The organism is Shewanella sp. A22, assembly GCF_053850585.1.
In genome coordinates this window covers 1-23,060 of the sequence record NZ_JBSQBN010000074.1, presented here as the reverse complement: position 1 = coordinate 23,060, position 23,060 = coordinate 1, and the positions used below count along the sequence as shown (strand labels likewise).

Sequence of the window (23,060 nt, the reverse complement as noted above, 5' to 3'; positions counted from 1 at the left end):
CCCGCCAGAATGGCGTCTCTCAGGTATTCCACTTCTGTGTTACATCGATTTAAAAGGGAACAACCATTTCTACATCAATGTGCCTTGAATTGAAAAACCTGAGAGACTCTGAACTGACCAGATATTTTATGAGATTGGTATGATATGTAGATAAAAAAATACCCAGCCATAGCGCTAGGTATTGTTAACAAATGTATGGATTAGTTTCTGACTAGCTCTAACTCTTTGATTAAGTTGTCGGCATGATCAACTTGATCCATCATCCACAAAATATAGCGAATATCGACGTGCACCGCTCGGGTAATCGTTGGGTTAAAAAACCAATCTTTAGTGATGGCTTCGTAGGTTGAGTCGAAGTTAAGACCCACTAATTCACCTTTACCATTAAACACGGGTGAACCAGAGTTACCGCCCGTAGTATCAGCACTTGATAAAAAGTTAACGGGTACAGAGTTAAAGTTGGCAGGCTTGTCTAAACATGACATCAACTTACACACCCAAGTGCTTGGTTGTTGATATACGGTTGCGACTCTGTGTTTACCGTAATCATTTGCTTTAATTGCTGCTAATAGTTTAGCGGGTGCATTGTATGGCTCTTTACCGGTATGTTTAGCGAGTATACCTTCTAAGCGTGTAAATGGTTGCTTATACAACGCATCTTTTGATTGATAACCATCAACCATGCCGTAGGTAATGCGTAGGGTACGGTTAGCGTCAGGGTATACCGGCCAGTTATTTGATTTGTAGTAATCGATGATCGCCTTCATGTATGCAGGGCGAACGGATGATAACTTGCCTTCGAGTAACTTTTCACTTTTTTCGAGTGCCATGTTGGTGTCATGTATCGCAACCGCTAACCGAATAAACGGGTCTTCACTGGTTTCAAACTCTTGCGCTGTTTTGTTCATCCAGTCAAGGCGCTTTGCTTGATCGCTTAGCTCTGTTAACGCATACAAACCTTCAACTTTAGCCTCTAACTCTTCAAAGCTATTTGCGCTGCTTAATGCATTGTCAAACACTTCTGTTTTAAGTGGTTGGCTGACATAGGCCTGCAGGTCTTGTAACCACAGCGTTTTGTCTACCGCAGGGTCAAAACTTCTATCAATACGTTTTAGTGCAGACCTAAACATTTTCATGTCGCGTTGTTGAAAACCTGTTTCTCGTTGCTCATCTGGCTTTTGTTTTTCTTTAGCAAGACGATATAACTTACTTGCCGCAGTTAATAACACACTCGATTGGGCGTTTTTAAAATAATAATTAGTTTGCACTTGAGTGTGCTGCTCTGCTAATAAAGATTCTAAGTTATTAATTAATTTAAGATTAGCGTTAGGGACTTTTTTTAACCAAGCCAGAAAATCATTTTCTCGTTGTTGTTTAATCCCAACGATATCAGTTGCTTTAAAACCATCGAGCAAGCCATTGAGCTTTTTCATCCTATTCGCCATCGATGCCATAGTGCCGGCATACTTAATCGCGATATCTTTATCCATATCACCCATTAAGGTTATCGTATCAATTTGTAATTGATACCGTTTAGCATAAGTTGGATAAAGCCAATCATTGGCAAACTGTAATTCACTGGTTAAGTTATAACGGCTGGTTGAGCCCGGAAACCCAGCAACAAAAATACCATCACCCGCTTTAACGCCATCGGCATTAATTTTAAGAAAACTTTTTGGGGTATAAGGCACGTTGTCTTCAGAATAGGTGGCCGGTTTACCATCTTTACCAACATAAGCGCGTAAAAACGTAAAGTCGCCCGAATGGCGTGGGTATTCGTAATTATCGATATCACCACCAAATCCGCCAACACTTTCTGGTGGCGCGTAAACGAGGCGAACATCACGAATGATAAGCTGTTTTGTGAGGTAATACTCTAAACCATGATGAAAGCTATTTACCGAACAACGATAGTTTTCGTCTGCTTCGCAGGTTTTTATCAAGGCTTTACTGTTGGCTTGGATCCCTTCATAACGCGCTAATGGCTCAGTATTTAAGTTAGCCATAACCAGGTGGGTTACGTTAGTGACTTTTTCGGTAATGTATAAACGTTCGTTTGGCCCTGCTGATGGTTCTTCGGTTTGAGAGTGTGCTAAAAAGCCATTTGCGAGATAATTATGCTCTTTTTTGCTGTTATATTGTATTCCGCGATAAGCACAATGATGGTTTGTGACAACTAGGCCTTGGGGGGATACAAAACTGGCGGTACAATAGCCCAGGCTGACAACGGCATTCATAGGATATTGCCCTAAATCTGCCAGTTGTGTTGCAGGAATATTGATTCCCCGCTGTGTGAGTTTGTCGGCAATAGATGGCATTTGATAAGGTTGCCATTGGCCTTCATCGGCAAAGGCGAAGCCAGAGGTCAGCACAAGTGCTGCAACAAGTGCGATACGCATGTATTTTCCTTAAATTATTATTTTATTTCCGTTTGACGAAACCGTTATTTCTATTCGTCATGACGGTATATTAAGCTTGGCCACGGTGTTATACCATATTTTGTAAAGTCGTTGGAAATTGGGAGTGTTAATGTCACAGCAAGGTGCTTTTAAAGCAAGAAACAGGCAAAAAGATGTAGAAGTTAATGCATTAAAATTGCCTCCTCACTCTATTGAAGCAGAGCAATCCGTGTTGGGTGGATTAATGCTCGATGCAGAAGCGTGGGATCGTGTTTCTGAAGCGGTTGTGCCAGAAGATTTTTATTCTCGTTCTCATCGAATGATTTTCACCGCTATGCAGCGTTTAATGGAGTCGGGCCAACCGCTAGATTTAATTACCGTTTCAGAGCAGCTCGAAATTGAAGATCAACTCGACGATGCTGGCGGTTTTGCTTATTTAGGCGAAATTGCCAAAAACACACCAAGTGCCGGTAATATTTTATCTTATGCAGATATTGTCCGTGAACGGGCCGTGGTACGCGACATGATTGCTGTTGCCCACGAAATTGCCGATGCGGGCTACAATCCTGAAGGTCGTGATTCAAGTTCTCTATTAGATTTAGCTGAAAGCAAGGTATTTAAGATCGCTGAAATGCGAACAAATGCTAATGAAGGCCCTGAGAACATTAAAAGTATTCTTGAAAAAACCGTCGATAAAATCGAACAGCTTTATAATAACCCTCACAATGGTGTTACAGGTGTGTCGAGCGGATTTAATGATTTAGATAAAATGACTGCAGGCTTTCAGTCTGGCGATTTAATTATTGTTGCTGCCCGTCCATCAATGGGTAAAACCACGTTTGCGATGAACTTGTGTGAACAAGCCGCCATGAACGAAGACAAGCCCGTGCTTATTTTTAGTCTCGAGATGCCCTCTGAACAGATTATGATGCGTATGCTTGCATCGCTTGGGCGGGTTGACCAAACTAAAATTCGTACTGGTCAGCTAGACGATGAAGATTGGGCTCGAGTGTCGTCAACCATGGGTATCATGCTCGAACAAGGTAAAATGTATATTGATGATGGCTCGGGCTTAACCCCAACCGAAGTGCGAAGCCGTGCAAGACGTATTGCCCGCGAGCATGGTGGTTTATCGATGATCATGATCGATTACCTGCAATTAATGCAGGTACCATCTTTAAAAGATAACCGTACATTAGAAATTTCGGAAATTTCTCGTTCATTAAAAGCATTAGCCAAAGAGTTAGAAATCCCTGTTATTGCATTGTCACAGCTTAACCGTTCACTGGAACAACGTGCTGATAAACGACCTGTAAACTCTGACCTGCGTGAGTCTGGGGCGATTGAGCAGGATGCCGATTTGATCATGTTTATTTATCGCGACGAAGTGTATAACGATAGCTCTGAAGATAAAGGCACGGCAGAGATCATTATTGGTAAACAACGTAACGGACCTATTGGACGTATTCGTTTAGTATTCCAAGGACAATTCTCTCGTTTTGATAACTATGCTGGACCGCAATTTGAAGAAGATTAATGATTGATTATGTTGTATTTTTTGTCATGATTTACGATAACCCAACTTTTTCGATGATGTGGTCGGCTTTTATCAATTTACCTAACTGATAACAAGATTCATCGTATTATTTATTGCTTAATTAAGGTCATCCATTGAAACCTTTTCCTCGTGCTGAAATTAGTCGGTTTGCTTTGCAAAGTAACTTAGCACAATTGCGTCTTATTGCACCCAACAGCAAAGTCATGGCGGTGGTTAAAGCCAATGGTTATGGCCATGGTTTATTAAATGTTGCTGAAAGTGTTGGGTTATTAAACTATGTCGAAAGTGTCGGTAAATATCATGGTGGGGCCGATGGTTTTGGCTTGGCGAGGCTTGAAGAAGCATTGCAGCTCAGAGAAGGCGGTGTAAAAGGTAAGCTTTTATTGTTAGAAGGTTTTTTCCGCCAATCAGACTTACCCACACTAGTTACCCATAACATTGATACCGTGGTTCATCATGAGTCGCAATTACAGATGCTTGAAACCATAAAACTTGATAAACCCGTAACCGTATGGATAAAAATTGATACAGGCATGCATCGTATCGGTTTTACCTTGGAGCAGTTTGACAATATTTATCAGCGTTTGCAGGCATGTCCACAAGTAGCAAAACCTATTCATTTAATGACTCATTTTGCCTGTGCTGACGAACCAGATAACAAGATGACTCAGGCGCAGATGGATACTTTTGAACAATTAATTAGTGGCTTAGATGGCGACCGTACTCTAGCCAACTCTGCCGGCACTCTATTTTGGCCATCAAGCCAAGCCGATTGGATAAGACCGGGTATCGCACTTTATGGTGTGTCACCGGTTGTCGGTGATAAAGGGACTAATCATCGACTTATTCCGGCAATGGAATTAGTGTCTAATTTAATTGCCGTGCGTGAACACAAAGCTGGTGACAGTGTGGGGTATGGTGCCTTTTGGACGGCAAAGCAAGACACGCGTCTAGGGGTTGTTGCTATTGGTTACGGTGATGGTTATCCACGTAATGCGCCAGAAGGCACGCCAGTATGGGTTAACGGTCGTCGAGTGCCAATTGTTGGCCGTGTTTCAATGGACATGTTAACCGTCGATTTAGGTGCCGGTGCTCAAGACAAGGTAGGCGATAATGTTCAGCTATGGGGTAAGGCGCTTGCAGTAGAGGAGGTCGCTGAGCATATTGGTACAATCGCTTACGAATTAGTCACTAAACTCACCCCAAGGGTGGTCGTCGACTTACAAGATTAAACATTAACCGTGTTAGCGTAATAATATTAATAGAACGCCTAATACACGGTGTTGTTTTGGTATTGAATACGATGACAGTTTAATATTGTTGAAGTCGGCGTGGGCTTGTTACGACATTCATTACGCCGTTTTAATATCCTCAAAGCAAATTTCAATAAAAGCATTACCGTATTCATGGGTAAAAGGCATCATTATTTTTTTCCCGCGGGCTTTATGAGAAATCGTATGATTTTTACCCGACACGACAGCGGGTGTCGCCATATCAAAATCATAGCCTTTTTCGCTCAGTAAATTTTTGGCACCACCAGTGACCATATTGGTAATTTCACCCACTAAATCCGTTACTTCATCATCAATTATTTCAGGTTTTTCGCCTAACATCTTATTCATAATCTCGAGGATGAGTGTTTGTTCGAAAGTAATAGACAGTGAACCACGGGTTTTAGGTCCGACCATACCAATTAAACCAGATACGTCACCTTTAGCAAGATCATGATTTTTCAATTGCGGTTTACCAGGTTTAAGATCCATGGTTGCCATCGTTGAGATAACATTAATTAAAGAAACAAGGAATGGGTTGATGAATTCAACGTTCATAGGCAAAGCGATCCTCTTACATTCAAAAAGTGGCGATAATTCAACTAGAGCATAAGCTAGCCATCATTCTAGTTAACATTGTAGCTAATAAATACCAATGGACACTATATCAGCAAAGTCAAATAGAGGTTTAAGCTTAGAACACAAAAATGAAATTGAAACAGATAATAAGAAAAAAATGTTTTCTATACAGTTGTTTAGTTTAAATAATATATCATCACTTGTAACGTTATGCTTGTCTACTTGAGCTTTAAAGCATGTGTATCAGTCGCTTAAGCAAATGATTTATGGTGCCATATTTGGGCTTGAGCCACGGGGAGGAACCTGTATAAAAGTGTTCTATGTGAGTCGTTTTTTCATGATAGTGTAAAAAATGATCGATTGTTATTTTGGGTGTTTATTAGGTAACACATTGTGACCGTGAGGTATGGCTCAACAGGAAATTGAGCCGATTTAATCGGAGATTTAAAGATATTGACTACACAATACTGAAAAGTCATCTTTGGGATTGAGTAGAAAATCATTACCCACGATTGACGTCATGTCTGATTCTGAAGTAAATGGGTTATCAATTTTAAAAATGAGTCTTTGATTCAACTTACTTTTTATCAAATACTTACAGTGATGTTGATAAAATAGCAGATCAAACTGACCGTTATCGATAATTCGTTGAAGGCCAATTTGTAATCTCTGGGCTAATCTAGGCTTATTAGGCGACACATAATAATATGTCGCTAATGGAATGTTGAGCATAATATGTTCGTCAACAATGAACTCAGGATAATGCTGTTTAAATAATTCAACCTCTTGAAAAATTTCATTAACACCACGCCCAAAGGTGACAAAGCGTCCCTTGGATAACATATTAAATAAACTGTTATATTCCGTACCCTCTACAACCTCGAATCCAGCTTGTTGCATGGCAACTCTGGTGGACCATTGGCTTCCCGACCCAGTATTAAGAGAGGTTAACTGCGCTAATGTGGTTATATTGGCTAACGTTGCGGCATTTTCCTGTTTAATGATAAAAAGTCTAAATCCTTGGATACCTCTTCGAATGGGGATTTTTATTGGTATAAGCTGCTCATTCCACTCTAGCTTTGAGGCTTCTGCAATAACGTTAATTGTTTTGCCACCCTTTAATGCCCTAAATATACGATTACGGCTCATTATCATATTGGACACTTCTAAAGATGCTTCGCCAAAATCAGCTTTTGTTGATTCAATCACCAATGTTAAAAGGTCATAAGTGTATTGATATCGATTATCCAATTCGGATTCTGAGTGATTGATAATAAATTGATCATTCGCGTAAGTGGTGGAAACGTTAGTTAATACTCCTAATAACAATAGGTTAAAAAATATAAAATAACGTCTTAAATCATCCATAAATTAGCTCATCGCAATATAAACATTTATTTGAAGTGCGCTTATTTTAGCTTTAGGACTTCTGACCAATACTTAAAAAAACACCTGTGTTAACCCACTAACAATAGTTTGGCTTTAAATGACTATCAACCTTTTGCTCAAAGATCTCTGATCTATGTAACGAAAAACATATTAAGGCTAGACTCACTAATAGAGATAATCGAACACCATTTGGCCATAGCGTCATATTTGAACCTTAAACCATTGATTTTGATTTAAATGGTACGATGAGAATATTTGTCGGCAATTTCATTTTTTTACAGTGGTTTGAGATGTTGAAAAAGTGAGAGTAATTGAACTTAATGGCCATTGTGATTGGTGAAACGGATCTTCCCCCTAAATCGTTAGACGCTTGTTACTCCATGCATAGTTAATGATATAATTAGCCATTATTTAGGGTTGTCCAGTTGCATTAACCTCATTAATGACTTCTTTACCGGCCTCTTGTGCAACAATGAACACTCCAAATGCACCTAAAAAGGTGCATCAATACAGCCAATGATGAGTATACAGAATTCCGTGAATACAATGCCAAAGCTAGCTACACCAACAGATACGCTAGATCGCACCTTTTCCATAGCGCCGATGCTGGATTGGACTGACCGCCACTATCGTTATTTTGCTCGCTTAATGTCGAGTAAGGCTTTGCTGTATACCGAGATGGTGACAACTGGGGCGATATTGCATGGTAAAGGGGATTATTTAGCTTATAGCGAGCAAGAGCATCCTCTGGCGCTACAGTTGGGAGGGTCTAATGCTGTTGATTTAGCGGCGTGTGCCAAGTTGGCTGCTGAACGTGGTTATGATGAAGTGAACCTCAATGTCGGGTGTCCGTCTGATAGAGTGCAGAATGGTCGCTTTGGTGCGTGTTTAATGGCTGAACCTGCGTTGGTCGCACAATGTGTTGATGCGATGAAACAGGTAACTGATATCCCTATTACAGTTAAAACCCGTATTGGAATTGACGAACAAGACAGTTATCAGTTTTTAACTGATTTTATTGAAACCGTGAACGCCCAAGGGTGTAGTGCATTTACTATTCATGCGCGTAAAGCTTGGTTACAGGGCTTAAGCCCGAAAGAAAACCGTGAAATTCCGCCGCTAGATTATGATCGAGTTTATCAGTTAAAGCGTGATTATCCGCACTTGAATATTAGCATTAACGGTGGCATTAAAACCCTTGAAGAATCTAAGTTGCATTTAGCCCTGCTAGATGGGGTGATGGTGGGGCGTGAAGCTTACCAAAATCCATATATGTTGGCGCAAGTGGATCAACAGTTGTGTGGACTCGATGCAGTGGTGATCACTCGTCAGCAAGTGATTGAACAAATGTTGCCGTATATTGAAGCTCATTTAGCCCAAGGTGGTCGTTTAAATCACATTACCCGTCATATGATTGGTTTATTCCAAGGGTTAGCGGGCTCACGTGGCTGGCGTCGACATTTAAGTGAGAATGCTCATAAACCCAATGCTGATATTAGTGTAGTACTAAAAGCTGCTGAATTCGTTGATGTTGCGGCTCTCGATAGTGATGAATCTAATGTGACATAGCGTTGATGGTGTCGCGTGGTTTAGCTGTTTGGCGGCCATGTTGAAAACGGTTATTATCATATAAAAAGCGTCTATTGTTAGGCGTTTTTTGAGTTTTAGGGGGGCAAACAGATAACCATAGCCATTAAGTCACCACTGGATAGAGAATGACTCAACCAATCATTCAATCTCTTCACCACACATTTTGGGAAAATGTCGCTAAGTCGTGCGCCTGTTAATCCTCTTCTATGTTGTTTAATAAAGTCACTGGTCATTTTCACTAACTATATGGTTAATTTTACTACCTGTTGGTTTTTTGCTCGAAAAATAAGTTCACTTATATAAAGCATAATTAATAAATTTATTTTATTAATTAGTTGGTTATGTTTCGTTTTAAAAGTTGGCACGTAGCTTGTAATACCTATTGTGTAATCAACTAGACGGGTGTTTAGTTGTCATTAACCAACACAAGAAAGGATGCCATTATGTCTATATTAACTTCAACAAACGTGATTCGTCGCAGTGTTCAATTATCTATTGCGGCTGCATTATTAGTCACTGCGAGTGTTTCGGCACAAGCAGATGAGATTTCAATTTCAAATACGGTAGCTTCGTTAGAGCAAAACATGACGAAAGCCAGCCAAGAGATGATTTCAAACGTGAAGCAAGAGTTAATGTTGTCGTTGCAGACTCAAATTGCAGAACAAGTTTTTGAAATTAATTCAGCACTAGATTTTACTCGCGTTGAGCAACCCAAAATAAGTACCACTGTAACTGCTGAGAATAAGTAATGGATTGGGCGATGAATATAGGCTTGGTGCTGCCATTAATGTCGTTAGTGTTATTGCCAGTAATCAGTTCTGCATTGTGTGCAATGTTAGTCAGCTGGCTATTAGGGCCAAGCATTAATGACCAAGCTTAAGTAAACAAGATACCGTTTTGAAATATATTTTGTTAAGTAAGAGGGAATAATATGAATCGTTTAATCAATAGATTGCAAGATGAAGCCCGAATAGTGTGTGGTGTATCTGCCAAGTTAGCAAAGCAGTACGGTTGGTCGTTACTTTGGACTCGTGTTGTAACGGTTGGACTAGTGCTGACTAACCCAGGTATAGGTTTATTTGCGTACTTTGTCATTGCTGTTGTAATGAGCCAGAAAACATCTCGATTTTAAAGCTTACCCAGTATCGGGTAAGCGAAGGGTTTAAGTTAATATTATTTTTTCAAGAAAGCTTGGAAGCGTTGTTTTGCTTCATCACTCTGTAAACGTTCGGCAAATTCAACTAACTCCAATTTCATCTGGGCTTTGACTTCGGCCTGGTTGTAACGTAAAAGCCGTTTTGATGCTTGCATAGATAACGGTGGTAGAGCTGCTAATTTTTTGGCTTGCGCTAGACTGAAGCTAATGAGCTCGTCTGGCGAAACCACTCGGTTAATTATGGTTAATTTTTCAGCTTTTTGCGCATCAAAGGCTTCACCAAGTAAAATCAGTTCAGCGGCTTTTTGTTGGCCAACAATTAAAGGCAACAATATACTTGAAGCGGCTTCTGGGACTAGGGCTAAATTGACAAAAGGCATGTGAAATTTAGCATTGTCATCGGCGTACACTAGGTCACAATGTAGCAGTAAAGTTGTCCCAATTCCCACCGCTGCGCCAGTGACTGCAGCAACAACAGGCTTTTTAAGATCTAATAAACAAAACAAGAATTTAACGGTTGGGTGATTATCATCTAACGCACCACTTTGCAGGAAATCTGCAATATCATTGCCTGATGTAAAACAGTTTTCTGTACCATGGAACATAAAGGCACGAATGTCATTGTCTGCCTCACCTTGGATCAGGTATTCTGTGAATTGCTGATACATCTCTAGATTAAAGGCATTGCGCTTTTCTGGACGATTAAAACTGATGATACGCACGCCTTGGTCATCTCTTACCTGAATATAACTCATTCGTAGCTTCCTTAAATGAATGCGAGTGGGATTACATGGAGTTTAAGACATTGAAAGCAATATTCAAACAACTGTTTAACTTTTTAGTGTTATCATTAATATCATTCGCAGCGACAGCAAACGTTGTCTTGGTTGATGGGCATGTCAGGGCAATGCCTGCGAGTGTACCTAATACTGCGGCGTATTTTACTTTGGAGAATCATAACAATAGTGATGTTATGTTAATTGAAGTGAAGACGAGTGCGGCAAAAGTAGCGCAATTACATACCATTATAGAAGACAATGGTATGGTTAAAATGCGTCAAGTTGACGGTTTTTCGATAGCGTCTCATGGGTCGTTAGTGCTTCAACCTACTGGCAACCATGTAATGCTATTATCGTTAATAGCGCCATTGGCAGTGGATGAAAAAGTGCCTTTAGAATTAATTTTTGATGATGGTCAGCATCTTATGATTGAGCTGCCGGTGCTCAAACAAGCCGCGATTCAACATGATGAAGATGCAGAACATCATCACCATCATTAAGGAGTAATATTGATGCAAGTAACAAGGAATAAAATTTTAGCCGTTGTTGGTGTGCTTTGTTTAGTACTTTATTTTGTGAGTGTGTGGTGGAGCGTTTCTCCAGACCCGATAAAACCGGTATCGTCCCAAGCTGATAATGGCAAGCAGGTTGTAGGTTACGCGACGACTAGCTCACTTATTAACACAATGGAAACCTTGCTGGATAAACCAGGTGGTTGGTTATCTAATGATATTATGCCGCCATCGGTAATGATGGATAATATGCCTGCATTTGAGTTTGGTGCATTAGAGCAGGTGCGTGATTTAGCATTGATTATGCGTAAAGAATTTAGCCGTTCACAGTCGCAATCTACTGCCGATAACGATTTATTAGCTGCACATTCAAAGCTTAATATCGATAATACCAGTTGGTTAGTACCAAGCGCCGAAGGCGAATATCGTGATGCGGTCAAATTATTGAAACTTTATCGCGCTAAGATTGGTGATGCGAACAACAATAATGCGCAGTTTTATGCTCGCGCAGACAACCTGAATGAATGGTTAAAAGAGGTTCAAAAACGCTTAGGAAGTATGTCGCAGCGATTATCTGCCAGTGTTGGTCAAGAGCGTTTAAACACTGATTTGGCAGGTGATACTTCTGCGCGTCAATCTACGCCTGGTTTGTCGAGTAGTGAAATTAAAACCGGTTGGTGGAAAATTGACGACGTGCTTTATGAAAGTCGTGGTTCTGCTTGGGCGTTATTAAACTTTATGCGAGCGATTGAAGTTGATTTTGCCGATGTATTAGAAAAGAAAAATGCTGAAGTGAGTTTACGTCAAATCATACGTGAACTTGAAGCAACTCAGCAAACCGTTTGGAGCCCTATGGTGCTTAATGGAAATGGTTTTGGCTTGGTGGCTAATCACTCATTGGTGATGGCTAATTATATTTCGCGAGCAAATGCCGCGGTAATTGATTTAACTAATTTACTCTCTCAAGGATAATGATGAAAAAGACTCTTCTTGCCACAGCTGTAGTGGGCTTATTAAGTGTGTCATCTGCACATGCGGCAACTGTATTGGGGTTTAAAGTGGGCGCCGACTATTGGCAGGCTGACACCACCAATTCGTTTAATGATGACAGTGGTGTTGCGCATAGTGTTAATGATGATTCATCACAAGGTAGTGTATGGATTGCAGTGGAGCACCCATTGCCGTTTGTGCCTAATATTAAAATTCGTGAAAATCGTCTTGAGTCTAGTTCGAGTTTGGCTAATGCTGACTTTACTTTTAATGATCACAACTTTAGCGGTGTTACGTCAGTCACTAACGACTTAAGCAATACTGATTTTGTGTTGTATTACGAGATCCTCGATAACGATTTAGTGTCTATTGATTTAGGGGCTGCATATAAGTTAATGAGTGGTTCATTACGTGTTGCTGATGCCGGCCACCCTGAAGAAGTGGATATTGATAGTGGTATTATAATGGGTTATGCCAGTGCACAAGTCGGCATGGTTGGTTTAGGTTTGTTTGGTTTTGCTGATGTGTTGCTAGGCGTAGATGAATCGAATGTGTATGACTATGGTGCAGGGTTAGGATGGCAATTTGATGGGATTGCTGTTGATACTTTTGTGCGTGTTGGTTACCGCGAGTTTAATTTTGATGTGAGCAATTTCTCTGGTGTGTCACAAAATACTGACTTTAGCGGCGCTTTTGCTGGTGTTGAATTAGTTTTCTAATGTGATAACCAAGTCAATAATGGTAATGCCCATAACAAAAAAACCGCCTTGTGGCGGTTTTTTTGTAGAAGCTTATTTTTATGTAAGCTAAGGAGTTATTGAGCAATTAACCCACTGTTTATTGAGATAACATCATCTTCGTTCAACGTACCAGCAGCCTGTTTAAGCGCTAATATAGAGTTAATGTAACCATAACGCGCTTCAGATAACTGACGCTTTGAATCGTATAAGTCGCGTGTACGGTTCAGAACATCAACAATGGTACGTGTTCCTACTTCAAATCCCGCTTGAGTGGCTTTTAACGCACTTTCTGATGAAATGACCGACTGCTCGTATGCTTTGATTGAGCTGATAGAGGCATTAACATTGTTAAAGTTATTACGTACGCTTTTAGTTACACTTCGATGAGTTTGTTCTAACTTCTCGCTGGCTTCTACATATTGGAATTGAGCCTGTTTAACTTGAGACGTCACTTTAAAACCTTCAAACAATGGAATGCTTAAGGTGACACCAATGTTGGTGTTGTCATAATCTGGGCCAGGTGTTTGGTCTTGACCTTTGTTATAACCCGCATTGAAGTTTAATGAAGGCATGTGGCCTGCTTTGTACAATTTAATGGTTTCGCTAGCAATATCTTTCGCGATACGTTGGGTCATTAAATCGAGACTGTTGGTCTCAGCCATTTTTAACCAATCTGCCGAAGTGGCTGGAGCAGGGGAACCTGCAGAGAAACGGTTAGTATCAAGAATATTTATCGATTTATGATCTATTCCGGTAATTTCTCGTAAAGCTTCGTAGCTATTATCTAACGTGTTTTGAGCAAGAATTTCTAATGCAGACGCTAAGTCGTATTGCGCTTGCGCTTCATGTACATCTGTAATGGCTGTTAAACCTACGGCAAAACGCTGCTTAGTTTGCTCTAGCTGACGCTCAATAGCCGCTTTTTCTGCGCCTTGGAACTCAAAGTTGTCTTTAGCCGTCAGTACATCGAAATATGCTTTAGTAACGCGAGTAATAAGCGACTGTAAGGTAGATGCATACGCAGAGTCTGCTTGAGATGCTGCCATTTCAGCAACATCTAAACCGACCCATGCGCTATGATCGTAAATGACTTGCGTTAAATTCACACCACCGGTAAATCCATCGGTGTCAACCGCAGGGTCGTTCCACGCTTTGGCATAGCCAACGTTGGCACTAATGCTTGGCAGTAACGGTGCGCGATTTTCTTCAATACTTTCGTATAATGCATCACGTTGTGCTTTAGCTTGTAAAACAATAGGGTCGCTCGTGAGTGCTTGTTGATAAATTTGAAGTAAATCATCAGCTTGTGCTGCTGGTGCTGCAATAGCAAATGCTAATGCTGCGTATAATGAACCAATTTTGAATTTCATTTGCTGCCCTTTTAGACAATTCCTCGGTAATATGAGGTGTTGATTAACTTATAAATTTGGTCATGCCCTTAGTTAAAATGATGGTTTGATAACATTCAATTTTAACGCGGCAATCAGTGTTAACTTGTTTGCTTATGAGTATGAATAACCATTTATGGTTTAGGTATACTTCATAGTCTGCTTTGCTTATTACGTTTTGTACACGATTTAGCATGAATTGTGTACTGTTTAAAGATCGCTTACAGACTGCTTAAAGATCGTTTACAGATTATGCTCGACTTAACGTTCAGCTTAATAGTAGTGATTTTTTCATTTTCAAGTCAAATGTGAAGTGTAACAGATTTTATTTTGATTCAACCTGTTTTTACTTACGATAAAGCGAAATGCTTAGTTATTAATTATGTTAATTTAACCTGTTTAAATGACCATTTTGTGTACGTTTTAATAGACAAGGATAAATATGTCTGAGCAACCTACAATTACAACCTTTGACGCTGATTCAGATTTCAGTTTGATATCCAAAAAAGTATTGTACAAAGGATTTTTCCAGTTAGACGAATATACCTTTAAGCATAAGTTGTTTAAAGGCGGATGGAGCGGTGAGGTTACTCGCGAAGTATTTGAAAGAGGCAATGCTGTGGTTGTATTGCCTTATGATCCTGTTCGAGATGAGGTCGTATTAATTGAACAAATTAGGGTTCCTGCATTAGTATCTACTAAATCAATCTGGCTTCTTGAGTTAGTGGCAGGTATGATTGCGCCCGGCGAATTACCAGAACAGGTCGCAGAACGTGAATTAGCCGAAGAGACCGGATTAAGTTTATTAGGTTTAACACCTATAAACAGTTACTTGTCTAGTCCAGGAGGCACTACTGAGCGTTTTCACTTGTTTTGGGGGCTTGTTGATACCACCAATGCTGGTGGCATACATGGACTTGAATATGAAAATGAAGATATTCGTGTTCATGTCGTCAGCCGTGAACAAGCTTATGATTGGATTAATAATGGCCGTATTGATAATGCCTCTACGGTCTTAGGCATTCAATGGTTGATGCTAAATTATCAACAAATTCGTGGCGCACTTTAGTTATTGAACATGATAATGAGTAAGGTAGGAATGATTGAGTGGCAGAGTTTACCCTAAATAAAAAGCAAAAGTATCAACCCAACGTCAGTGCGTTTTTAGCTGTATGTGGGCGAAATTATGCACATATTTTAAAGTGGTTACCCGAGCACATTGATGTTAATGAGCCTTGGCTCGTTAAAGGCCAGTTTGGTACATTGACAATTAGTCTTCTCGAAAACACTAAGTATACTCAGTTGGTCGAAATATCACGGCCAATGCCAGCCGGGCATTTTTTTAAATCTCCAAAAGCAATTGTCCGGATCTATCATGATGCTCAATTAGCAGAAGTGTTAACTAGCCAACAGATTTATCGTTTAAAGCCCGTGTATGATTACCCTAATATACATATGCATCATAGCGATGAAAAATTTCAGGTGAATGCATTCCTTGAAGAGCTGTTGAAGATTGGGTCTCGGAGTGTGACTTGCCAATCGTAGCTTTTTTATTACTTTTACCATGTTAGGAATCTTTCGTGCTTAAAGAAGCAGTACATTATTCTATTGCTGAAAATGAACCTGTGCGTTTAGTTCAAGTGACTGATCCACATCTTTTTGCTGATCCTGAAGGGCAATTGCTTGGTGTGAATACATCTCAAAGTCTCCAAGCTGTTCTTAATACGTTCATCGCCACTCAATATCCTGCTCATCTTTTACTCGCTACGGGTGATATCAGCCAAGATTATTCGCCAGAGTCATATCAACACTTTGTGCAAAAAATCGAAATGTTAAATCTACCTTGCCATTATTTACCGGGTAACCATGATGACCCAAGGCTAATGAGCTTACGTATGCAGGGTGAGCAAGTGTTTGGCCAGCAACGGATAATTATTGGTAATTGGTTGATACTCATGCTTGATTCTACTGTTCGTGGTAAGCCTGGAGGCTATATGGGCGAGCAGCAATTTGCGTTAATTGAGTCTGCAATTAACGCTGAGCCGAATAAACATGTACTGCTTGTCATGCATCATAATCCGATATTGATGCAGTGCGCTTGGTTAGATCAGCATTGCATGATGAATGGCGAAGACTTCTTACAGCGAACGAGTCGCTATCCGCAGGTGAAAGGTGTTCTTTGGGGGCACGTTCATCAACAAGTGGATACCGTTCATTCTGGTGCTCATGGTCTCATTCCATTAATGGCAACACCTTCAACGTGTATTCAGTTCAAACCTGCTTCATCGTATTTTGCTTTAGATGATCTTCAACCCGGTTATCGTTTGCTGGAGTTGGCATGCGATGGTAGCATTCGTACTAACGTATACCGTGTGCCAGGAAATCGATTTGCACCTGATAATGAGGCCAGTGGGTACTAGTTTATTGCGTCATCTTATGTGAGTAAGGGGCGTTTAGTGCTACCTAACCGCCTCGCGAGGGAATATGCTGCTTTATATACATGGTTTTAATAGTTCTTCGCGGTCATATAAGGCCGTTCAAACCGCAGATTATATTAAACAACATTTTCCACAAGTCGACTTTTACCAACCGCAACTACCTTCATCTCCCAAAGCTGCAATGACCTTATTATGCAACATCACAGAGCAGGCTAAGCAGCAAGGGCTAGCGTTACGTTTTATTGGCTCGTCTTTGGGTGGGTATTTTGCGAGTTATTTGGCCGAAACCTATGGTGGTAGAGCTGTTTTAATTAACCCAGCGGTAAAACCGTTTGAATTATTTGAACAGTTTATTGGGTCTCAATATAATCCTTATACCAATGAGCATTATCAAGTGTTGCCGCAACATCAAAATGATGTCGCCTTGTTTAATACTCATGTGATCCGGCATCCCGATCGTTTTCTTGTACTGTTGCAAACTGGTGACGAAGTGTTAGATTATCGACAAGCATTACATAAGTACCATAGCTGTGAATTACATCTAGAACCTGATGGAGACCACAGTTTTGTCGGCTTTGAACAACAATTAGACAAAATATGTAAATTTATTCAGCTGTAACGTTTTAGCGTTATAAACAATGATCAATTTGAGCTAACTTTGGCTCTATTTAACTCCAAATGTGTGGATTATGACCAACCAATATACTTCTGATGCTATTGAAGTCCTTAATGGACTTGACCCGGTAAAACGCCGTCCTGGTATGTATACCGATACCACTAGACCGAATCACCTTGGGCAAGAAGTAATAGACAATAGTGTTGATGAAGCGCTGGCAGGGCATGCAACTAAGATTGAAGTGGTACTCCATACTGATAACTCCCTTGAAGTGACCGATGATGGCCGTGGTATGCCGGTGGATATTCACCCAGAAGAAGGTATTCCTGGAGTTGAACTTATTCTGAGTAAGTTGCATGCAGGTGGTAAGTTTTCCAATAAAAATTACCAGTTTTCAGGCGGCTTGCATGGTGTTGGTATTTCGGTTGTCAATGCGCTCTCTACTCGCGTTGAAATCACCGTTCGCCGTGATGCCCAAGTGTATGACATGGCATTCGAAAACGGCTTTAAAGTGGAAGATTTGGCTGTAACAGGCAGTTGTGGGCGTCGTAATACTGGAACTCGAGTGCATTTTTGGCCTGATGTGACTTATTTTGATTCACCTAATTTTTCGGTGAGTAAACTTGTTTATATACTGCGAGCTAAAGCGGTATTGTGCCCAGGTTTACGCATAAAATTCACCAATAAACAAAATGGTGAAGTGCATGAGTGGTTTTATGAAAGTGGTGTAACTGATTATCTTAAAGAAGCCGTTAAAGATTCTGTTTTGTTACCAGAAGAGCCATTTGTTGGTAGCTATAAAGGCAAATTAGAAGCGGCAGAATGGGCCATTACTTGGTTGCCTGAAGGCGGAGAAAGTCTCGGAGAGAGCTATGTTAACTTAATTCCGACACCGTTGGGTGGTACTCATGTGAATGGTTTTAGGCAAGGTTTGCTTGAGTCTATGCGTGAGTTTTGCGAGTTTCGTAATCTAGTGCCGCGGGGGATTAAGTTATCACCGGATGATATCTGGGATCGTGCAGCCTTTATTTTGTCGATAAAAATGCAAGATCCACAATTTGCTGGGCAAACAAAAGAAAAGCTTTCTAGTCGTCAAAGTTCTGCATTTGTTTCTGGCATTGTACGTGATGCCTTTTCTTTGTGGTTAAACTCTAATACTGATTTAGCAGAATTGTTGGCAGAGTTGTGCATTAATAATGCACAACGCCGATTAAAAGCTGCCAAGAAAGTGGCGCGTAAAAAAGTGACCTCTGGCCCAGCGTTACCTGGCAAGTTAACTGACTGTAGTGGTCAAGACCCAATGCGTGGCGAGTTATTTTTAGTCGAAGGTGATTCTGCTGGAGGCAGTGCTAAACAGGCGAGAGACCGTGAGTTTCAGGCGATCATGCCACTTCGAGGTAAAATATTAAACACGTGGGAAGTCGACGCTTCACAGGTATTAGGTTCGCAAGAGGTACATAATATTTCGATTGCGATTGGTTGTGATCCTGACAGCGAAGATATTTCTGAACTGCGATATGGCAAAATTTGTATTCTAGCGGATGCTGACTCTGATGGACTGCATATTGCGACCTTGTTATGTGCGTTGTTTTTGAAGCATTATCGTGTGTTAGTAGAAAAAGGCCATGTTTATATTGCCATGCCACCGTTATTCCGTATTGATATCGGTAAAGAGGTATTTTATGCTCTAGATGAAGCCGAGAAAACTGGAATTTTAGACCGTATAACGGCAGAGAATAAAAAAGGTAAAGTACAAGTGACTCGCTTTAAAGGTCTAGGTGAAATGAATCCTTTGCAGTTACGTGAAACCACTATGGATCCAAATACAAGACGTTTAGTACAGTTAACTATTGATGATGCAGCCGAAACAGTGGCATTAATGGATATGTTACTGGCAAAAAAACGGGCTCCAGATCGTAAGAGTTGGTTGGAAACCAAAGGTGACTTAGCGCTGCTTTAGTCACGTTTCTTAGCGCCAATAAATGTATAACATAAGGCAATAGATAATTAGCATGCAGTACATTAGATTACGATCTTATTATAATCCTGGCCGTAAATTAGCCGTCATAGGGATGCTCTTTTTAGGTTTATTCTCCTTTTTTGTCACTGCGGCACAATCGGTGATGATTACTGTCACTAAAGGTTTTGGTTTAAGTTTATATGCTTCTGATTTAGGTGATATTAAACAATTAACAATAGGAGATGAGGGAACACTGTTTGTCGGTTCTCAAAAAAGCGGTACCGTTTATGCGTTGGTAGATAGCGATCAAAATGGCCAAGTTGATAAACGTTATCTTATTGCTCGTGGCCTTGATTACCCCGAAGCCCTCGCTTTCCACGATGGATCGCTTTATGTCACTGAAGACGATCGCATAGTCCGTTTTGAAGACATTGAATCGCGTTTACGAAGACCTGGACGCGCGCGAGAGGTTTATTCTAATTTACCGAGTTTAGACAAAAAGTATTCTCGTTCCATGCATTTTGGACCCGATGGGCGTTTGTATATCGCTATTGGTTCGCCATGTAATGTGTGTGAATCCCCGTCGCCATTTGGCAGTATTTTGGCGATTAATGTTGACACCGGCGCCAGCGAACAAGTTGCCTCTGGGCTAAGAAGTGTGACTGGTTTTGATTGGTCTCCTACTACCAACACCTTGTGGTTTGCGGATTTAGGCCGTAATTGGATGGGGGATAATATTCCTGCTGATGAGATTAATCGCTTAGACATTAAAGGCAGCCACTTTGGTTTTCCTTATTTACACGGAACCTATGTGGTGGAGCCCGCTTATGATAAACCGAAACATTTAAATATTACGGTGCCCGAATTTGAACTACCCGCACATGTTGCCCCTACAGGATTGAGCTTTTATCGAGGAGAGCAATTTCCTGAGCGCTATCGTCAACAGCTATTTGTCGCTGAAAATGGTTCGTGGAACCGTTCGAGTAAAGTCGGCTATCAAATTGTGATGTTGGATATTAACGAAGGCAAAATTAATAAACGTGAGACTGTTGTGAGCTTTTTAGATGGAGAGTTTCCGGTAGCTCGCCCTTTTGATGTCATTAATGCCCCTGATGGTGCAATGTACATTTCAGATGATCTAAAAGGTAATATTTACCGTTTGTTTTATAACGCACCAGAACAATCACAGGAAATGAAATAATGAGTGATGCGATTGAATTAAGTCTTGATGGTGTAGAGCAAATGCCACTTAGGCGCTTTACCGAAGAGGCTTATTTAAATTATTCCATGTACGTGATTATGGACCGTGCTTTACCACATATTGGTGATGGTTTAAAACCAGTGCAGCGCCGTATTATTTACGCCATGAGTGAATTAGGTTTATCTGCACAATCTAAACATAAAAAGTCGGCACGTACTGTTGGTGACGTGTTAGGTAAATATCATCCACACGGTGATAGTGCATGTTATGAAGCGATGGTGTTAATGGCTCAGCCATTTTCATATCGTTATCCGTTGGTTGACGGTCAAGGTAACTGGGGGGCGCCAGATGACCCTAAGTCATTTGCGGCAATGCGTTATACCGAAGCCAGACTATCAAAATTTTCTGAAGTACTCTTGTCGGAATTAGGTCAAGGTACCGTCGATTGGGGCGCAAACTTCGATGGCACGATGAAGGAGCCAAAGACATTACCAGCACGGTTACCACATATTTTATTAAACGGTATTACTGGTATTGCGGTGGGGATGGCGACGGATATTCCACCCCATAATGTACGAGAGTTGGTTTCTGCATGCGTGGAGCTTCTTGATAACCCTAAAACAGATTTAGCACGATTAATGGAGTTAGTTCCTGGCCCCGATTATCCAACTGAAGCAGAAATCATTACTCCTAAGGCCGATATAGCCCGAATTTATGATACTGGCCGTGGTTCAATCAAAATGCGCGCTGTGTACCGCGAAGAGCAAGGCGAGATAGTTATTACGTCTTTACCGCATCAAGCCAGTAGCGGTAAAATTTTAGAGCAAATTGCTAATCAAATGCAGGCTAAAAAGCTGCCAATGGTATCTGATTTAAGAGATGAGTCAGATCATGAGAACCCGGTTAGGTTAGTGGTTGTACCTCGGTCAAATCGTATTGATTGTGATCAGTTAATGACTCATTTATTTGCTACAACGGACCTCGAAAAAAGTTTTAGGATTAACTTAAATGTATTGGGGTTAGATGGTCGTCCACAAGTTAAAGGGTTAAAAACCTTGTTAACCGAATGGTTAGAGTTCCGTGTTACCACGGTGACACGCCGTTTACAGTATCGACTTGATAAAGTGTTAGCGCGTTTACATATTTTAGAAGCCTTGATGGTCGCATTCTTAAATATTGATGAAGTGATCGAGATTATTCGTTTTCATGACGAGCCTAAAGCAGAACTTATGTCACGGTTTAACTTGTCAGATAAACAAGCTGAATCCATTCTAGAGCTGAAATTACGTCACCTCGCTAAGCTTGAAGAATTTAAGATCAAAACCGAGCAAGACGAGTTGGCGGCAGAACGTGATAAATTAGAGTTATTGTTAAGCTCAGACCGTCGCTTAAAAACCTTAGTTAAAAAAGAATTGATCCAAGATGGTGAGACTTATGGTGATAATCGTCGCTCACCTATTATTGAACGCATCGATGCCAAAGCGCTGACAGAACAAGAATTAACGCCTACTGAGTCGGTAACTGTTGTATTGTCTGATAAAGGTTGGGTGCGTTGCGCGAAGGGCCATGATATTGATGTTGAGGGCTTGTCATATAAGTCTGGAGACAGTTACTTATGCAGCGCCATGGGTAAAAGTAATCAAGCTGCTGTATTTATTGATTCAACTGGGCGTGCATTTGCTACCGATAGCCATACTTTACCATCGGCACGGAGCCAAGGTGAACCCATTACGACCCGCTTTAATATGGCGCCAGGCGCGATAATGCAACATGTATTAATGGGTGTTGATGAGCAATTCTTCTTACTCGCGACCGATGCTGGTTATGGTTTTATTTGCGCATATCCTGATTTGATCAGCCGTAATAAAGCAGGTAAGGCATTACTTAGTCTGCCTACTAATGCGTTAGTAATGCAGCCGAAATTAGTGAATAAATCTGCTGATCAATCTTTGCTAGCCATTACGTCAGAAGGTCGTATGTTGATGTTTAGTTTAGATGCCTTGCCACAGTTATCTAAAGGTAAAGGCAACAAGATTATTGGCATTCCTACGGACCGTGCAAAAAATCGTGAAGAGTTGCTACTGCATCTCAGTGTGGTTCCGCAAAATGCATCTGTTACATTGTGGGCGGGTAAACGTAAGTTAACGTTAAAACCAAGCGATTTAGAGCATTATCGTGGAGAGCGAGGCCGAAGAGGTGCCAAACTGCCAAGAGGTTTACAGCGTGTCGACAGTGTTGAGGTGGGCGGTTTCGATAGTGACAGTGAATCAGGGGTAGATGATTCTACTGCGACAATAGATTAACTGTTACAGTGCGGTTGTAGTTTAGGATGGTTACATTAATAGTGTAATCATCTCCAATTAACTCATATTATACCAATCTCATTAAATATCTGGTCAGTTCAGAGTCTCTCAGGTTTTTCAATTCAAGGCACATTGATGTAGAAATGGTTGTTGCCTTTTAAATCGATGTAACACAGAAGTGGAATACCTGA

20 protein-coding genes are annotated in these 23,060 nt (G+C 40.8%); 15 read left to right on the top strand and 5 right to left on the bottom strand.

Features of this window, described 5'->3' with window-relative positions:
• Window positions 1–200 precede the first annotated feature (200 nt).
• Window positions 201–2,399 (bottom strand): S46 family peptidase, encoded by a 2,199-nt coding sequence (locus ACWXWT_RS13565; protein WP_456042110.1) that lies wholly within the window; start codon window positions 2,397–2,399, stop codon window positions 201–203.
• A 130-nt stretch (window positions 2,400–2,529) separates the two neighbouring features.
• On the opposite strand from ACWXWT_RS13565, the gene dnaB reads away from it, so the two are divergent.
• On the top strand, window positions 2,530–3,936 hold the full coding sequence (gene dnaB, locus ACWXWT_RS13560; protein WP_456042109.1) for a replicative DNA helicase: 1,407 nt from the start codon (window positions 2,530–2,532) through the stop codon (window positions 3,934–3,936).
• Between the two features lie 134 nt (window positions 3,937–4,070).
• A complete protein-coding gene (alr, locus tag ACWXWT_RS13555; RefSeq protein ID WP_456042108.1) occupies window positions 4,071–5,189 on the top strand; it encodes an alanine racemase in 1,119 nt (372 codons plus the stop codon).
• A 120-nt stretch (window positions 5,190–5,309) separates the two neighbouring features.
• Here the strand turns inward: alr and ACWXWT_RS13550 are convergent, their stop codons facing one another.
• Window positions 5,310–5,786 carry a chemotaxis protein CheX gene (locus ACWXWT_RS13550; RefSeq protein WP_456042107.1) on the bottom strand — a complete coding sequence of 159 codons (477 nt, stop codon included), beginning with the start codon at window positions 5,784–5,786 and terminating at the stop codon, window positions 5,310–5,312.
• A 465-nt stretch (window positions 5,787–6,251) separates the two neighbouring features.
• A complete protein-coding gene (locus ACWXWT_RS13545) occupies window positions 6,252–7,175 on the bottom strand; it encodes a hypothetical protein (RefSeq protein ID WP_456042106.1) in 924 nt (307 codons plus the stop codon).
• Window positions 7,176–7,742: 567 nt separating this feature from the next.
• On the opposite strand from ACWXWT_RS13545, the gene dusA reads away from it, so the two are divergent.
• The 3 genes from dusA (at window position 7,743) to ACWXWT_RS13530 (ending at window position 9,918) form a co-directional block, all read left to right on the top strand.
• Window positions 7,743–8,765 carry a tRNA dihydrouridine(20/20a) synthase DusA gene (gene dusA / locus ACWXWT_RS13540; protein ID WP_456042105.1) on the top strand — a complete coding sequence of 341 codons (1,023 nt, stop codon included), beginning with the start codon at window positions 7,743–7,745 and terminating at the stop codon, window positions 8,763–8,765.
• A 464-nt stretch (window positions 8,766–9,229) separates the two neighbouring features.
• Window positions 9,230–9,535, top strand: a complete 306-nt coding sequence (locus ACWXWT_RS13535; RefSeq protein WP_456042104.1) for a hypothetical protein — start codon at window positions 9,230–9,232, stop codon at window positions 9,533–9,535.
• Between the two features lie 182 nt (window positions 9,536–9,717).
• Window positions 9,718–9,918: a PspC domain-containing protein gene (locus tag ACWXWT_RS13530; protein WP_456042103.1), complete on the top strand. Its 201-nt coding sequence runs from the start codon at window positions 9,718–9,720 to the stop codon at window positions 9,916–9,918.
• 41 nt (window positions 9,919–9,959) lie between these two features.
• Here ACWXWT_RS13530 and ACWXWT_RS13525 read toward each other — a convergent pair whose 3' ends face one another.
• Complete coding sequence (locus ACWXWT_RS13525; protein ID WP_456042102.1) at window positions 9,960–10,697, bottom strand: enoyl-CoA hydratase-related protein; 738 nt, start codon at window positions 10,695–10,697, stop codon at window positions 9,960–9,962.
• A gap of 35 nt (window positions 10,698–10,732) precedes the next feature.
• Here ACWXWT_RS13525 and ACWXWT_RS13520 point away from each other — a divergent pair, with 35 nt between their 5' ends.
• The 3 genes from ACWXWT_RS13520 to ACWXWT_RS13510 are packed head-to-tail and all read left to right on the top strand — an operon-like array spanning window position 10,733 to window position 12,942.
• On the top strand, window positions 10,733–11,221 hold the full coding sequence (locus ACWXWT_RS13520; RefSeq protein ID WP_456042101.1) for a copper chaperone PCu(A)C: 489 nt from the start codon (window positions 10,733–10,735) through the stop codon (window positions 11,219–11,221).
• A gap of 12 nt (window positions 11,222–11,233) precedes the next feature.
• Window positions 11,234–12,205, top strand: a complete 972-nt coding sequence (locus ACWXWT_RS13515) for a DUF2333 family protein (RefSeq protein ID WP_456042100.1) — start codon at window positions 11,234–11,236, stop codon at window positions 12,203–12,205.
• Between the two features lie 2 nt (window positions 12,206–12,207).
• Window positions 12,208–12,942, top strand: a complete 735-nt coding sequence (locus ACWXWT_RS13510; protein ID WP_456042099.1) for a TIGR04219 family outer membrane beta-barrel protein — start codon at window positions 12,208–12,210, stop codon at window positions 12,940–12,942.
• Between the two features lie 95 nt (window positions 12,943–13,037).
• Here ACWXWT_RS13510 and tolC read toward each other — a convergent pair whose 3' ends face one another.
• Window positions 13,038–14,333, bottom strand: coding sequence for an outer membrane channel protein TolC (tolC, locus tag ACWXWT_RS13505; RefSeq protein ID WP_456042098.1), 1,296 nt, complete (start codon window positions 14,331–14,333; stop codon window positions 13,038–13,040).
• 460 nt (window positions 14,334–14,793) lie between these two features.
• Here tolC and nudF point away from each other — a divergent pair, with 460 nt between their 5' ends.
• From nudF to parC, 7 genes are all read left to right on the top strand, one after another.
• On the top strand, window positions 14,794–15,420 hold the full coding sequence (nudF, locus tag ACWXWT_RS13500; protein WP_456042097.1) for an ADP-ribose diphosphatase: 627 nt from the start codon (window positions 14,794–14,796) through the stop codon (window positions 15,418–15,420).
• Between the two features lie 38 nt (window positions 15,421–15,458).
• The gene (locus ACWXWT_RS13495) at window positions 15,459–15,896 is read left to right on the top strand and encodes a DUF1249 domain-containing protein (RefSeq protein WP_456042096.1); all 438 of its coding nucleotides are present in this window, start codon (window positions 15,459–15,461) and stop codon (window positions 15,894–15,896) included.
• A gap of 35 nt (window positions 15,897–15,931) precedes the next feature.
• Window positions 15,932–16,771 (top strand): 3',5'-cyclic-AMP phosphodiesterase, encoded by an 840-nt coding sequence (gene cpdA, locus ACWXWT_RS13490; RefSeq protein ID WP_456042095.1) that lies wholly within the window; start codon window positions 15,932–15,934, stop codon window positions 16,769–16,771.
• Between the two features lie 64 nt (window positions 16,772–16,835).
• Complete coding sequence (locus ACWXWT_RS13485; protein WP_456042094.1) at window positions 16,836–17,408, top strand: YqiA/YcfP family alpha/beta fold hydrolase; 573 nt, start codon at window positions 16,836–16,838, stop codon at window positions 17,406–17,408.
• Between the two features lie 70 nt (window positions 17,409–17,478).
• Window positions 17,479–19,365, top strand: a complete 1,887-nt coding sequence (parE, locus tag ACWXWT_RS13480) for a DNA topoisomerase IV subunit B (RefSeq protein WP_456042093.1) — start codon at window positions 17,479–17,481, stop codon at window positions 19,363–19,365.
• A gap of 112 nt (window positions 19,366–19,477) precedes the next feature.
• Window positions 19,478–20,566 carry a PQQ-dependent sugar dehydrogenase gene (locus ACWXWT_RS13475; protein ID WP_456042111.1) on the top strand — a complete coding sequence of 363 codons (1,089 nt, stop codon included), beginning with the start codon at window positions 19,478–19,480 and terminating at the stop codon, window positions 20,564–20,566.
• Complete coding sequence (gene parC / locus ACWXWT_RS13470; protein ID WP_456042092.1) at window positions 20,566–22,869, top strand: DNA topoisomerase IV subunit A; 2,304 nt, start codon at window positions 20,566–20,568, stop codon at window positions 22,867–22,869. Before ACWXWT_RS13475 ends, parC begins: the two co-directional genes overlap by 1 nt.
• The last annotated feature ends 191 nt before the right edge of the window (window positions 22,870–23,060 follow it).

Excerpts from the sequence above, each read along its gene's own strand:
- ACWXWT_RS13565 (WP_456042110.1), bottom strand. The coding sequence starts at position 2,399 with ATGCGTATCGCACTTGTTGCAGCACTTGTGCTGACCTCTGGCTTCGCC.
- dnaB (WP_456042109.1), top strand. The coding sequence starts at position 2,530 with ATGTCACAGCAAGGTGCTTTTAAAGCAAGAAACAGGCAAAAAGATGTA.
- ACWXWT_RS13550 (WP_456042107.1), bottom strand. The coding sequence starts at position 5,786 with ATGAACGTTGAATTCATCAACCCATTCCTTGTTTCTTTAATTAATGTT.
- ACWXWT_RS13545 (WP_456042106.1), bottom strand. The coding sequence starts at position 7,175 with ATGGATGATTTAAGACGTTATTTTATATTTTTTAACCTATTGTTATTA.
- dusA (WP_456042105.1), top strand. The coding sequence starts at position 7,743 with ATGCCAAAGCTAGCTACACCAACAGATACGCTAGATCGCACCTTTTCC.
- ACWXWT_RS13535 (WP_456042104.1), top strand. The coding sequence starts at position 9,230 with ATGTCTATATTAACTTCAACAAACGTGATTCGTCGCAGTGTTCAATTA.
- ACWXWT_RS13530 (WP_456042103.1), top strand. The coding sequence starts at position 9,718 with ATGAATCGTTTAATCAATAGATTGCAAGATGAAGCCCGAATAGTGTGT.
- ACWXWT_RS13525 (WP_456042102.1), bottom strand. The coding sequence starts at position 10,697 with ATGAGTTATATTCAGGTAAGAGATGACCAAGGCGTGCGTATCATCAGT.
- ACWXWT_RS13520 (WP_456042101.1), top strand. The coding sequence starts at position 10,733 with ATGGAGTTTAAGACATTGAAAGCAATATTCAAACAACTGTTTAACTTT.
- ACWXWT_RS13515 (WP_456042100.1), top strand. The coding sequence starts at position 11,234 with ATGCAAGTAACAAGGAATAAAATTTTAGCCGTTGTTGGTGTGCTTTGT.
- ACWXWT_RS13510 (WP_456042099.1), top strand. The coding sequence starts at position 12,208 with ATGAAAAAGACTCTTCTTGCCACAGCTGTAGTGGGCTTATTAAGTGTG.
- tolC (WP_456042098.1), bottom strand. The coding sequence starts at position 14,333 with ATGAAATTCAAAATTGGTTCATTATACGCAGCATTAGCATTTGCTATT.
- nudF (WP_456042097.1), top strand. The coding sequence starts at position 14,794 with ATGTCTGAGCAACCTACAATTACAACCTTTGACGCTGATTCAGATTTC.
- ACWXWT_RS13485 (WP_456042094.1), top strand. The coding sequence starts at position 16,836 with ATGCTGCTTTATATACATGGTTTTAATAGTTCTTCGCGGTCATATAAG.
- parE (WP_456042093.1), top strand. The coding sequence starts at position 17,479 with ATGACCAACCAATATACTTCTGATGCTATTGAAGTCCTTAATGGACTT.
- ACWXWT_RS13475 (WP_456042111.1), top strand. The coding sequence starts at position 19,478 with ATGCTCTTTTTAGGTTTATTCTCCTTTTTTGTCACTGCGGCACAATCG.
- parC (WP_456042092.1), top strand. The coding sequence starts at position 20,566 with ATGAGTGATGCGATTGAATTAAGTCTTGATGGTGTAGAGCAAATGCCA.